A 12,306-nucleotide genomic window follows, 5' to 3' on the forward strand; every position below is an offset into this window, starting at 1 on the left:
TGAAGACAATTTCTCCATTGATTTAGATTGAGCAGTTGTTGCAGAGCTCAATTGACGGTATGTGTTTAATGCAGCAATATTATGATTGATTCTCATTGTAAATTTCTCCTCCTTGAATTATATGCCCACATCCTTGTGGACTGTCTTTTATAGGATTAGGGAAGGTCGGCCGCCCTTCCCCGCTCTACTTTATATATCGGCAGGAGAAATTTTTGTTTAACGATTTTTATGGATTTTTTTTGAAGACATTTAACACACTGCTGATGTCAACAGATGCTGCTTTATTTTCATTATAAATTTGATCGAATACTTCTTTGCGATGTATTTCGACTTGTTTAGGTGCATTGATTCCTATCTTCACTTGATCTCCGCTGACTGACACGACTGTTAATTCGATGTCATTGCCTATTTTGATTACTTCGCCGACTTTTCTGGATAGTACAAGCATCTTCTCACCCCTTTACCGCTTCTGATTGTTGTTGTGAAAAAATGCTGTGCTTTGTTTTGTATTCAGGCAAATTTAGAATTACTTGCTGGGCTTGATTGTTTTTTATGTTAAGAATAATCGGCGCCTGTAAATTAGCGGTTGTTTTTGCAAAAGGATCCTGGACTGTCAAAATGGTAAAGATAAGAACATCTCTGTCTGACTCTAGCTCTAAAAAGCTTGTCGTAGATTCTGCTAGTTCAAACTCATATTCCTTGAAAAAAACGAAAGGGTTTGCAACAACAAAACCAAGATTTTCATTTGTGACAGACTGAAGGATAAATATATGCTCTTGGTCATCGATCGGCAGGATGACGAATTGTTGTTCTTCTTCAAATGCAGGAATTCCTTTTGGAAAATGAATGATTTCCTTGTCGGTTATTTCTTTTTCTCCATGAAACTTTGTATTAATTTTCAATTACATCAGTCCTTTTATTTTGATTGTTGATAGTTTACCCCATTGGACTTTAAATTTTCAAAATGAATCTCTAAACTTGGATATTGAACTAATTCTGTTATAACTTTTCCAGGTGTATAGTCGATTAGTGGCTTATTTTGGTTAACATCAATAATTGGTTCATGTGTTTCAAAGGATGTTTTCACATAGCCTGGATCATATTGGATTTTGACACTGTTTGCTGGCGGTATCCAGCCTAGACCAAACTGCTTCGGCGGTCCTTCGCTGTTTCTTTTGGCAATTTGCGGAATCGGATTACCTTTATTTTCAATTGCTGCAAGCTGCTGTCCGTCTTTTATGCGTCTTGCAATTCCTTTAAGCCATTCTTGGCGGCCTTTTTGGACATAATCATCAATGAATCTTTCTCGTGTTTTCATACCTTCATAGGCTCTTGCCTCTGTTTGGTCGATTGTCAAAGTAGCAGCTTTTTTATCAATAATCAGCTCTGCCTTTGGCTGCTCAATATACAAATCAGCAGGCTTTTGCTCCATTTGAACTTGCGGCTGGACTGTTGTAAGTCCAAGCTTAGCAGGTGTTGAATCAATCCGCAGCTGTGGTATTTGCATGAATATTTCTCTCCTTTCTATAAAAAAAAGCTATTCATTACAGAATAGCTTCAAGTGTTTATACAATACTGAGGCGAAATGAGACGTTTGCCTAGTGATTAGGAATGTCTTAAAACGAAGCTTCCAGCCAAGTCAGTTATATTATCTTAAGAAGTCAATTAATGATGTCTGAATAATTCTTGCTCCTACGCTCAATGAAGCGTTATGAACACTTTCCTGAACAGACAAGTTTGTGATTGCTACTTCCATATCAACATCTTCATTATCTGAAAGAACTTTGTTAGCAAGCACTTCTTGTGCGTCAATTCTAGACTCAACCATTTCTAAGCGGTTATATCTTGCACCAAGCTCAGACTTTTCGCTAGACAAGGAATTCATGACAGAATCAAGTCTTGTCAGCAATTCATCTAATCCTGTTGTATCATTGTTTTCCATTTTGTCTTGAATTTCCTGTACAACATCAAACATTTCTTGGTTGAAGGTTGCCGGATTCACGTTCGCTTTCATTGAAACGCCGCTTGAAACTTCCACTGTATAACTGTCAATTGATCCGTCGGCAATATTCGCTGCAACCTGCGGAGGGTTTCCTGCAGTTACTGGTGGATTAGAAATATCTGTACCATGGAACAGGTATTTTCCGTTTACCTTTGTGTTCGCTACATTTACCAAGTCTTCTTTAATCTGGTTAATTTCTTCAGCGATTGCGCCTCTTTCATCCACACCGTTCGTATCTGTTTTCCCTTGAACAAGCAATTCTCTTACCCGGTCTAGCCCTGAGCTTGCTTGGTTCATTGACGCCTCTGAGTTATCCATCCACAGGTACAGCTCTGACAGGTTGCGTTTATACTGCTCTACCTCTGACAGGCTGGAGCGGTAGTACATACCCTTCATCGCTACAACTGGATCATCTGATGGTTTTGTGATTTTTTTTCCTGTTGCTACTTGGTTCGATAATTGGTTCATCTTATTGTAGCTGTTGCTGATATTACGCAAGCTGTTTGCTGAAAGCATTGATTGTGTTACGCGCATTGCTTAATCACCTATCTCCCTCCGACACCCATGCCGTTTATTATCGTATCTAAAAGTTCATCTGATAATGAAATCATTCTTGCTGCCGCATTGTAAGCCTGTTGGAATTGAATCATATTTGTCATTTCTTCATCCAGTGAAACAGCACTTGTACTCATCCGTTTGTTCTCAACAGTCTGCTGCAAAGTCGTTGCATTTGAAGTCATCTTCTCTGCTTCCTGTGCGCTAACTGCCATACTTCCGATAACCCCTTCATAGTAGTTGCGGAAGTTAGACATCTCTGAATTGTTGCCGTAATCATACTTCTGGTTAATGATGTCAGCCAATTTGCTCACATATGTTGCATCACCAAGTGTTGCTTGCGAAGGATCTGTTCCAGGTGAAGCATTCGCAATATTATCTAAGCTGCTTTCAATGCTCGAAGAAATCGAGATTCTGCTTGCAAATCCACTGCGATCTGTAATGGATCCATCTGCACTTTCAGAATCAGCAAAGAAGGAGATCGACTGGTTTTCGCCTGCTTCAATTTCGTTCGGGCTCATTCCTTCTTGGTGAACCTCATTAAACTTCGTTGCAAATGTATAAGCAAGGTTATCTAACTCTGTCAACATATCATTATATATGCCCTTCAAATTGCCATCTGCATCTTCATAGCCATATGCTTCTACGATACTCTTTAATTTCCCAGTAGATTCAAAGTCATTAATATTAATCTCTGAATCTCCGATGGTTATGCTTGTTACAGCACTGTCATCAGCATTGCTGTTAACTTTGATTGTGTTATATCCATTTTTATCAACTAAAGTACCCAAGGCGTTGCCTTTATCATCAACTAATGTAACAACAGCTTTACCTTCAGCTTGTGCTAATGCATTGCCTCCAGAAGCTTCATACGATACTTTAATATTCGCATAAGAAGAAAGCTCGTCCAGCAAGCTGTCTCGCTGATCATATAAATCGTTTGGCAAGTATCCGTTTGGTTCTACACTGCCGATTTGTTTATTAACTTGGTCTAACTGAGTAAGAATAGTATTAATTGCTTTTTCTGCAACACCAAGCTCGTTTTTCGCATCGCTCTTTTCAGCTGATACTGTTTTATGCAAGTAATTGAATGTTTCTGATACGGCAATACCGCGTTGACGCACAACGGCACGTGCTCCAGAATTCTGTGGATCTGTTGCCAAATCCTGCAATGATTCCCAGAAAGAATCCATCGAAGAAGACAGCCCGGACTCAGAAGGTTCATTCATGATTGTCTCCAAATTGCTCATTGCTGTAGTACGGTTTTCCCAATATCCCAGCTTGCTTGACTCAGAGCGGTATTGTGTATCAAGGAAGCTGTCTCTGATTCTGCTGACAGATCCTGCTGTAACACCTGTACCTAATTGTCCTGCAATTCTCGGCGCATTCTGTCCGACTCCAGGAAAGCTTTGTGATTGCTCTAAGTCAACTCTTTGACGAGTGTAGCCTAGAGTATTAGCATTTGAAATATTATTACCTGTTGTATATAGGGCACTTTGCTGCGCTACCAGCCCTCGTCTTGCTGTTTCAAGTCCCATAAAGGTTGATCCCATGACTTCTCCTCCATTATGCCTTCATATTTAAAAGACTGCTTGATGTTTTTCCGATGTTGCCTGTGTGAACAGAATTTCCATTTACCGGCTTACCGTAATTAAGGCTTTGTTTGGTTGGTTTTAACAAGCTTAATGATACATTCACAAATTGCATCGATTGTCTTAACAGCTGCTGATTTAACGTATTCGCATCTTTTAACTCTCCAATAATGCTTCGCAGTTTATCCGCTGCCTCGCCCGCCTGTTTCGCAGGTTCTGGCTCCATCAGTTCTAAACAATCAGAAATAGTAGGATTATGAACGGTCTTAACAATTTTTCGGCAAACTTCTACTCGTGCCGCTTCCAGCTTTTGAATGCTCATGATATGCGCTTGCTCATCTTTCATTACTTGCTGAAGGGACTCTATATCCCCCTTCTTTATGATCTCTGTTTTGTTCTTCGCCACTTCATACAGGCTTGCATGAGAGTTAACGAGCTTTTCCAGCACTTCAATCAATAAGGACGCAGACATTAGAGACCCTCCTTTTAGTATTAGTTAGCTTGATTATTCTTCGTATAGAAATTGACAATGCTGTTTGCAATATCCTCTGAACGAACTTCATATGTGCCATTTTGAATTTGTTTTTTTAATGCTTCAATTTTTTCAGTTCTTGCTTGTGACACTTGAGTCACTTGCTGAAGTTCTTTAGCAGCAGAGGAGATTTCAATTTTGTCTGTCCCCTTAACTGCTTCTGTTTTTACTTGATCTATTTTACTTACTTGTTTTTTATATGGATTAATTCCTTGTGTTCCGTAATTATTAATTTTCATGTTTATTCCTCGCTTTCTTTTTTTCCGTACAGAAAAGCTCTACCTCTAGTATCGGATGATTAGCGTTTTATTTAAACATTTCCTTCGCTTTTTCTTAAAATGCGCCAAAAAGACTAATTTAAAACAGGAACACCAAGAGTATTTTCCTATATTGATGAATAAGTCGTGAGGATTGGTCTAGGAGATTCTACAGAGAAGGTAACGAAGTATGCATCTGGGCTGTCACGTACAGCCCAAGAGCTAAGGTTTATCTATTATTTACCAGTAAAGTAAGTGGCTGATTTTGCCTGTTTTTTTCGTTCCTCTTCTGCTTCCATGCTTTTAATATCTCCTTGCAAGTTCGACAGACAGCTCGTGCAAAGCTTTCCTTCTCTGATTTGTGTGCCGCATTTTGCACATGGATAACCTAAGTTAGGAAATTGGGACAGCTTAATGCGTCCTTTTTTAATCCATTTATATATTAACGATTTTTCGACTCCTGTATTTGCCACAACTTGTTCCATCGGTGCTGTTCTGTTTTGCTTTTTGCGAATGAATTGATACACTTTTTCATAATCCGCTTCTTCTTGCTTATAGCACTTAGGGCAAATATCCCTAAGATTATTTACTACATAAATGTCCCCACATTTAGGGCAGTTCGCTAATTCAGCCATTTTCTCTTTTCCTCCCATAGTAATTGTCATCTCGCAACAGTGAACGAAATGACAGTATTGGCTCCTGCATTTTTCAACACTTTAGCCGCCTGCCTTACCGTTGCACCTGTAGTATATATATCGTCAACGAGCAGCACATGTTGAGCATGGCAGCCCTCAATATTTGCCGCAGAAAACACAGCAGTATTTTCCAATCTTTCCTGTCTGCTGATTTTCGACTGTTTATCACCATGAACGCGAGATAATAGCTGCTTGTAGCCTAAATGAGTATATGCAAGAATTGCCTCTGATTGATTAAAGCCTCGCTCATACAGTCTTTCCTCACTTAACGGTATAGGTGATACCACTCTTCCTCTTGCAGTTTTTTTGGGAAAGTATGCAGCGAACGCTCCTGCTACTTTATGATCTCCTCTGTATTTAAAAAGGGCAATGATTTCTTTTAAAAAGTCATTATACACAAAAATAGAGGTATTGCCATCCAGCACTCCTTTCCATTGAGGATCTTGTTCCCACTTATAGCAATCAAGACACAAGCTGCCCCTTATATATTCTGAATCAATGCGAGAGAAAGGCCGACTGCAAATAGAACACCGACTTCCTGTAATGAACTCTAATTTACTTTTGCATTCTTCACAAAGCAATTCGCTTTTTTGCTCAGCAAATAAACTAGTCCAGTTTAAGACAGGTCTTAGGGAAGTTAAACAAAATGTACAATGCACTTTATTCCTCCTCACCTAAGCAGAAGCATGCCTGTTTGGGCAGCTTCCTTATTACTGTTTTCGATTTGATTCTTTGCCTCGACCATACTCCATGTTTTCCCATGATGAAAAAACACCACATCTCCGTCTGGATGCTCGCTGCTTCTTCCAGCTCTCCCGGCAATTTGAATAAGAGCACTATCAGTGAACACATCATTTTCTGCACCTAATACAGCAACATCTATATTTGGAAAAGTAACACCTCTTTCCAATATAGTCGTAGTAATCAGCAGATTTATTTCCTTGTTTCGCATTTTTTTCACCTTGTCTATTCTGTGCGGATCGGCAGCAAAAACTGATTCCACCTTGCTGTCCAACTGTCCCAAAATAGTCTTTGCTTTTTCTAATTGCGCTATCTTCGGCAAAAATAAGAGAACTTGTTTGCCCTTGCTTAGCCGCTCCTTTAACCATACAAGCAGCCTTTGGGGCAGCTTGCCTTGATTTAGGAGCTTTTCCCAATTGCCGCACCATATAAAGCGAGGAACAGGCAATGGGTGTCTGTGATAACGTGCCGGGATTTTTACATACGCTATCTTTTTATGTTTGCATTTACGCTGCCAGCTTTTATTAGGAGTTGCTGTTAAATACACCAATGTTGATTTACTTTTTCTCGCTTTATTTATGGCATGCTGCAATGTTTCATCAGCAGAGTATGGAAATGCGTCCATTTCATCAAGAATAATGAGGTCAAAAGCTTGCTCAAAGCGATATAACTGATGCGTTGTGCTGATAAACAGTGAGCTGTGCTTCAGCTTGTTGCCGCTGTCACCATACAAAGGGATTACGTTGATTGTTGGAAAGGCTCGCTGCAGCCTCGGTGTCAGTTCAAGGACGACATCTGTTCTTGGATTGGCAATACACACTCTTTTTTGTGTGCTGAGGGCTTTTTCTATTCCTTTAAATAAAACTTCCGTTTTCCCTGCACCACAAACTGCCCACACAAGAATTTCACTGTTTCGTTCGACAGCTTCCACTATTTTGCTGGAGGCATGCTGCTGTCCTGGAGAAAGGCTACCCTGCCATTCTAATGTGCAAGGAGTTATAACGGTTGCTGGACCTGTCCAGCTAATCAGCGGGCTACATTCAGATATTCTGCCCATCATCACACAATTGCGGCAATAAGCACAGGCCCTCTTGCACCGGGCACATTGGTAGGAAGCAAAAAGCTCTTGGCGCTTATTTCCGCATCGTGCGCAAATGAGCTTATTGCTATTTCTTCTAATGCCAGGATGATAGGCACAACAGCCTTTCAGGTAGTGTTCTTGGATTTCTTCTAATGAAATGGAAATTTCCTCAAAAAGCAGTTTTTTACCTTCTAAGGTTGCTTGGAGATTTTTACTGTAGCAGAAATTAGTGTCTAGTGGATGAGGAGTTTGGAGAGGAAGGTCTGTAATACGCATTAAATCAGGCCGAGGAGCGAGGACAGGAATGAGCTCGTTCTGTGGGGAAATGCTAAAAAGCATTATGTGCGCCTCCTTATTCATTTTATTTTACTTATTCATTATTCTTTATGCATGCTTTAATTCCTCCTAACAAAATAAAAATCCTGTCTCTATTAATAGACAGGATCTTGAACGTTTTATAGTTTTTTCATCCAGCCAAGGCCCATGGACCCTTCGCCAAGATGAGTGCCGATAACTGCACCGAAGTAGCTGATGGAAAACTCAATATTAGGGTATGTTTCTGAAAGCCCCCTTTTCCATTCAATCGCTTCCTCTTCTCGGTTTGCATGGATGATGACTGCCTGGTACTCTTCGCCATTAGTTGCTTCTGCAAGAAGATCGACAATGCGCTTCATCGCTTTTTTTCTTGTGCGAATCTTTTCGAAAGGAACAATGACCTTGTCTTCGAAATGCAATAGCGGTTTTACTTGAAGCAGGCTGCCAATCAATGCTTGTGCACTGGACAAGCGTCCGCCGCGCTGCAAATGAGCTAAATCATCCACCATGAAATAAGCATGGCTTGTCTTTTTAAGCTCTTCAAGTATAGGAATAATTTCTGCAGCAGTTTTGCCAGCCTTGGAAAGCTTGGCAGCTTCTATTGCATAGAAACCTTGAACCATGCAGCTGATTTCTGTATCAAATGCAAAAACATTGATGTTATCAACCATAGTGCCAGCAGTTATTGCACCTTGGTAAGTCCCGCTGATGCCGCTTGATAGATGGATGCTGATTACTTCATCGTAATCATGTGAAAGGCGCTCAAATAGTTCAGCAAACTTCCCAATCGACGGCTGAGAGGTAGTCGGAAGCGGTTTTGTTTTTACTTCTTCGTAAAATTGACCAGCCTCCAAATCTACCTCTTCTTCGTAAATTTCATTTCCGAACACAACCGTTAACGGAATCATATGTATATCATATTTGTCTTTTACTTCTTTTGTTATATAAGCAGTACTATCTGTTACAATAGCTGTTTTCATTTTTGTGTAATACCTTCCTTATCTATACAATTGTATGATGTATATTTTAACTAAAAAATAAAATATTTGCATCAAATATAGGCTAATTTTATTATTGTAGACAAAAAAGGTAGTTTATAGCAGACGTTTATCATATATAGAAAGACATTATGTCAGTATTTCAATTCTCTGCGATTCAATTCTTCAAAAAGTATGGCGATAAATTCGACTTCCAAATCAAGTGAGATTGCCAGGCGATATGCTTTTACCAGCTCGGCATTTGAAAGAATATTTACTCCGCTCATCTCAAGCACTCCTATCCCTTTATTTATGAATATTCTGCACTATCTAACCGCTGTTGCACATAGGGATTTTATCCTAATTCCGTCGACTTTTTTACAAAAATATGAATTTTTCTGCTTCTTTGGACAAAAATCGACATTTTCGCAAAAAAAAAAGCTTCCCAATAGAGGGAAACTCTTTTAGCGCACTTCTACCCAGCCGTTTTTGATCGCTACGACAACTGCTTGTGTCCGGTCGTTTACGTTCATTTTTTGCAGGATATTGCTGACATGGTTTTTTACCGTTTTTTCACTGATAAATAATGCTTCACCTATACCTCTGTTGCTCTTACCGTCTGCAAGAAGCTGCAATACTTCACACTCACGGCGTGTTAACAGATGTAGCGGTCTTCTTATTTCAACTGTTTGTACATAATGCTCTCCGCCGCCTGACTCTTCCATTGCCAATCTGCGGTATTCATTTACAAGGTTATGCGTAACTTTCGGATGCAAGTATGACCCGCCGTCCGCCACTACTTTAACTGCTTCTACAAGTGCATCTGCATCCATCTCTTTTAATAGATAGCCGCTTGCTCCTGTTTTTAGTGCATGTGTTACATAGTTTTCATCATCATGAATGGAAAGGATAATGACTTTTGTTTCTGGAAACTTCTCCAAAAGCTGTCTTGTCGCTTCCACACCATTTGTTGTCGGCATGTTAATATCCATGATTGTTACATCAGGCTGATATTCTTCTACAAGCTGGATCGCTTGTGAACCGTCATCGCCTTCTGCGACAACTTCAAAGCTTGATTCGAAATCCAAGATACGTTTAACACCTTCCCTGAACAATTGATGATCATCTATAATAACTATTTTCGTTGTAGCCAATTGCTTCGCCTCCCCTATTCTCACACTATCAATTTAAGTAGTTTTTATTGGAACATTAATCATAACAAGTGTTCCTGATCCAATTTTAGAGTCAATTGATAATTCCCCTTCAAGCAGCTCTACTCTCTCTCTCATCCCAATTAACCCAAAGGATTCTTGCTTTTTAACCGTCTTATCAAACCCTTTGCCGTCATCCTTGATGACTACGATTACTTGATCGCGTCTCATCTCTATTTTTACAAGGATTGTCTTTGCTTCTGCATGCTTCAACGCATTCTGAACGGATTCTTGAATAAGCCGGAACAATGCTACTTCATATTTGCCTGGCAGCCTTATTTCCTTGCCTATTGTTGAAAAGCTGATACTAGCTGTTTGATAATACTCTTCTGTTGTCTTTAAATATTTTTTTAATGTAGGAACAAGACCTAAATCATCCAAAGCCATCGGGCGAAGGTCATAGATGATTCGTCTCACTTCATACAGAGCACTGCGGACCATCAGCTTAAGATTTTTAATCTCTTCAAATGCTTCTTGTGCACCATGTTCCTTATATATTCTTTCAATTAGATCAGAGCGCATCATAACGTTTGCCATCATTTGAGCGGGACCGTCATGAATTTCCCTTGAAAGCCGCTTTCGCTCCTCTTCCTGGGCTCCGATTATTTTTAGGCCAAAGTCCTGCTTTTGTTTTGCATCCTCAAGGACTTCCCCTACCTGCTTCAAATCACTGATTAAGTATTTCATTACAACGGTAATTTGGGTGACAAGATGATCGGCCCTTTCAATTGTCTCGTCAAGCCCAATGAGCCTTCTCTCAATATCGTCGCGCCTTTCACGATATTGTTTTTCCAGATGTCTGTTCATGCTGAGGTCCATTTGCAGGCTGTGCGCCTTTTCATACGCCTCACGCACTTCAAGCTCGGAGTACTCATTGAAATGCTTGCTTACTTCTGACAAGCGTTTCCTTGCAAAGCGGGATTGCGCCTCGAGCTTATCTCCTTCTTCAATTGTTTGCAGGACTAGATTTCTTATTTCTTTTAGCTCTTCTGTCAGCTTCTCATAATCCTTTCGACACTGTTCTCCAATGCGAAATATTTCATCCTTGCTGGAGCTGACAGTCTCAACCATTTTTTCTAATATGAAATCTAGTGTTTTCGTATCAAATTTCCTTATTATCATATTATATAATTCCTCCAAAAAGGCTGAAAACCCTTCCTGTATCAAATCTTATTTTAGCGTGAAAGTAGAAAATATGTATAATTTCATGGTTAAATATTATAAAATCGTTATTTCGACATATATATTACCCAATAAGAGTGATACTAATTACCTATTTAAGAAAATTTTAAGGATTTTATTTTATCATATACAAATGTCCTTTGCCCTATTCTGCCATCTTGCGTCAATACAGCCAATCCGTGGCAGTTCTGTATTTACGTTTAAATCACGTTAAATCCGCTTTTTTTGCAAGGGACTTTTTGGGCATGGAGTTTTACTTATTATAACATGGAGATATCGGACTAATATTAAAATTCTGTTACAAACACATCAACAATTGAAGAATGAAGAATGTCGAATTATAATGAAATAAGGCTATAAAATATTATATTCTTATTCGTTCGTTATAACAAACATTTTATGAGTTTTTTATTAGAAAGGAGCGATTTGAATGCTTCCTTGCTACCATACTGTAAAAGGCTATGGAGAACATGAGATCATCATACAGAAATCGCGCTTCATCGCACATGTCTGCAGAGCTACTAGTGAAGAAGAAGCACAAGCGTTTATTATAGATATAAAAAAAAAGCATAAAGATGCAACCCATAACTGTTCAGCTTATTTAATCGGTGAAAATGACCAAATTCAAAAGGCAAATGACGATGGAGAGCCAAGCGGTACAGCCGGAGTCCCGATTTTAGAAGTGCTGAAAAAAAGGAAGCTGAAAGATACAGCAGTTGTCGTAACACGCTACTTTGGGGGAATTAAGCTTGGTGCCGGCGGTCTTATCCGTGCATACGGAAAATCAGCCTCTGAAGGCATCACAGCAACTGGTGTTGTAGAGAGAAAATTAATGACAGTAATAGGTGTTACTATCGACTATACTTTCCTCGGAAAAATAGAAAATGAATTAAGATCCTCCCCTTATCAATTGAAGGAAATCCACTATTTAGAGGCAGTAGAGATTGATGTGTATGTTGAAACAGAAAATATTGAATCATACAAGGATTGGATGACAGAATTAACGAATGGCCAGGGCATACTAACAGAAAAAGAAGCTGTCTATCTCGAATCCCTTATATGAATATTTTCCCTTTTCTTATTAAATTATTCCTTAATAAGAAATAAAACACTAGTTATTAATATGAGACGAGATAGTAAGATAAGAATAATGGCTATAAATAGTT

The 12,306-nt window shown here is 39.3% G+C and carries 15 protein-coding genes and 1 pseudogene; 1 reads left to right on the forward strand and 15 read right to left on the reverse strand.

Features of this window, described 5'->3' with window-relative positions; translation table 11 throughout:
- The 15 genes and pseudogenes from LXM54_RS13115 to LXM54_RS13185 all read right to left on the reverse strand — a co-directional run.
- Nucleotides 1-96: pseudogene (locus tag LXM54_RS13115) on the reverse strand (flagellin); the annotation flags it as partial.
- A gap of 130 nt (nucleotides 97-226) precedes the next feature.
- Entirely contained in the window at nucleotides 227-448 is a 222-nt protein-coding gene (csrA, locus tag LXM54_RS13120) for a carbon storage regulator CsrA (protein ID WP_233315666.1), read from the reverse strand.
- A 4-nt stretch (nucleotides 449-452) separates the two neighbouring features.
- Nucleotides 453-902, reverse strand: a complete 450-nt coding sequence (gene fliW / locus LXM54_RS13125; protein ID WP_233315667.1) for a flagellar assembly protein FliW — start codon at nucleotides 900-902, stop codon at nucleotides 453-455.
- Between the two features lie 14 nt (nucleotides 903-916).
- Nucleotides 917-1,507, reverse strand: a complete 591-nt coding sequence (locus tag LXM54_RS13130; RefSeq protein WP_233315668.1) for a DUF6470 family protein — start codon at nucleotides 1,505-1,507, stop codon at nucleotides 917-919.
- A 141-nt stretch (nucleotides 1,508-1,648) separates the two neighbouring features.
- Nucleotides 1,649-2,536, reverse strand: a complete 888-nt coding sequence (gene flgL / locus LXM54_RS13135) for a flagellar hook-associated protein FlgL (protein WP_233315669.1) — start codon at nucleotides 2,534-2,536, stop codon at nucleotides 1,649-1,651.
- Between the two features lie 11 nt (nucleotides 2,537-2,547).
- Entirely contained in the window at nucleotides 2,548-4,110 is a 1,563-nt protein-coding gene (gene flgK, locus LXM54_RS13140) for a flagellar hook-associated protein FlgK (protein WP_233315670.1), read from the reverse strand.
- A gap of 13 nt (nucleotides 4,111-4,123) precedes the next feature.
- Nucleotides 4,124-4,621: a flagellar protein FlgN gene (locus tag LXM54_RS13145; protein ID WP_233315671.1), complete on the reverse strand. Its 498-nt coding sequence runs from the start codon at nucleotides 4,619-4,621 to the stop codon at nucleotides 4,124-4,126.
- Between the two features lie 20 nt (nucleotides 4,622-4,641).
- On the reverse strand, nucleotides 4,642-4,920 hold the full coding sequence (flgM, locus tag LXM54_RS13150; protein WP_233315672.1) for a flagellar biosynthesis anti-sigma factor FlgM: 279 nt from the start codon (nucleotides 4,918-4,920) through the stop codon (nucleotides 4,642-4,644).
- Between the two features lie 254 nt (nucleotides 4,921-5,174).
- Nucleotides 5,175-5,573 (reverse strand): TIGR03826 family flagellar region protein, encoded by a 399-nt coding sequence (locus LXM54_RS13155; protein ID WP_233315673.1) that lies wholly within the window; start codon nucleotides 5,571-5,573, stop codon nucleotides 5,175-5,177.
- A gap of 26 nt (nucleotides 5,574-5,599) precedes the next feature.
- On the reverse strand, nucleotides 5,600-6,292 hold the full coding sequence (locus LXM54_RS28275) for a ComF family protein (protein WP_233315674.1): 693 nt from the start codon (nucleotides 6,290-6,292) through the stop codon (nucleotides 5,600-5,602).
- 11 nt (nucleotides 6,293-6,303) lie between these two features.
- A complete protein-coding gene (locus tag LXM54_RS13165) occupies nucleotides 6,304-7,794 on the reverse strand; it encodes a DEAD/DEAH box helicase (RefSeq protein WP_325169576.1) in 1,491 nt (496 codons plus the stop codon).
- 116 nt (nucleotides 7,795-7,910) lie between these two features.
- Entirely contained in the window at nucleotides 7,911-8,750 is an 840-nt protein-coding gene (locus tag LXM54_RS13170; protein WP_233315675.1) for a DegV family protein, read from the reverse strand.
- 152 nt (nucleotides 8,751-8,902) lie between these two features.
- Entirely contained in the window at nucleotides 8,903-9,034 is a 132-nt protein-coding gene (gene sda / locus LXM54_RS13175) for a sporulation histidine kinase inhibitor Sda (RefSeq protein WP_233315676.1), read from the reverse strand.
- Between the two features lie 177 nt (nucleotides 9,035-9,211).
- Nucleotides 9,212-9,901, reverse strand: coding sequence for a response regulator (locus tag LXM54_RS13180; protein ID WP_233315677.1), 690 nt, complete (start codon nucleotides 9,899-9,901; stop codon nucleotides 9,212-9,214).
- Between the two features lie 33 nt (nucleotides 9,902-9,934).
- A complete protein-coding gene (locus tag LXM54_RS13185; protein WP_233315678.1) occupies nucleotides 9,935-11,080 on the reverse strand; it encodes a sensor histidine kinase in 1,146 nt (381 codons plus the stop codon).
- 490 nt (nucleotides 11,081-11,570) lie between these two features.
- Between LXM54_RS13185 and LXM54_RS13190 the strand changes: the two genes are divergently transcribed.
- Complete coding sequence (locus tag LXM54_RS13190) at nucleotides 11,571-12,203, forward strand: YigZ family protein (protein WP_233315679.1); 633 nt, start codon at nucleotides 11,571-11,573, stop codon at nucleotides 12,201-12,203.
- The last annotated feature ends 103 nt before the right edge of the window (nucleotides 12,204-12,306 follow it).

This window comes from Bacillus sp. Au-Bac7, from assembly GCF_021341655.1.
In the GTDB taxonomy this organism is placed as follows: Bacteria; Bacillota; Bacilli; order Bacillales; family Cytobacillaceae; genus Niallia.

Bases quoted from the DNA above. Each gene is read 5' to 3' on its own strand.
- csrA (WP_233315666.1), bottom strand. From the start codon at position 448: ATGCTTGTACTATCCAGAAAAGTCGGCGAAGTAATCAAAATAGGCAAT.
- LXM54_RS13130 (WP_233315668.1), bottom strand. From the start codon at position 1,507: ATGCAAATACCACAGCTGCGGATTGATTCAACACCTGCTAAGCTTGGA.
- flgL (WP_233315669.1), bottom strand. From the start codon at position 2,536: ATGCGCGTAACACAATCAATGCTTTCAGCAAACAGCTTGCGTAATATC.
- flgK (WP_233315670.1), bottom strand. From the start codon at position 4,110: ATGGGATCAACCTTTATGGGACTTGAAACAGCAAGACGAGGGCTGGTA.
- LXM54_RS13145 (WP_233315671.1), bottom strand. From the start codon at position 4,621: ATGTCTGCGTCCTTATTGATTGAAGTGCTGGAAAAGCTCGTTAACTCT.
- flgM (WP_233315672.1), bottom strand. From the start codon at position 4,920: ATGAAAATTAATAATTACGGAACACAAGGAATTAATCCATATAAAAAA.
- LXM54_RS13155 (WP_233315673.1), bottom strand. From the start codon at position 5,573: ATGGCTGAATTAGCGAACTGCCCTAAATGTGGGGACATTTATGTAGTA.
- LXM54_RS13165 (WP_325169576.1), bottom strand. From the start codon at position 7,794: ATGCTTTTTAGCATTTCCCCACAGAACGAGCTCATTCCTGTCCTCGCT.
- LXM54_RS13170 (WP_233315675.1), bottom strand. From the start codon at position 8,750: ATGAAAACAGCTATTGTAACAGATAGTACTGCTTATATAACAAAAGAA.
- sda (WP_233315676.1), bottom strand. From the start codon at position 9,034: ATGAGCGGAGTAAATATTCTTTCAAATGCCGAGCTGGTAAAAGCATAT.
- LXM54_RS13185 (WP_233315678.1), bottom strand. From the start codon at position 11,080: ATGATAATAAGGAAATTTGATACGAAAACACTAGATTTCATATTAGAA.
- LXM54_RS13190 (WP_233315679.1), top strand. From the start codon at position 11,571: ATGCTTCCTTGCTACCATACTGTAAAAGGCTATGGAGAACATGAGATC.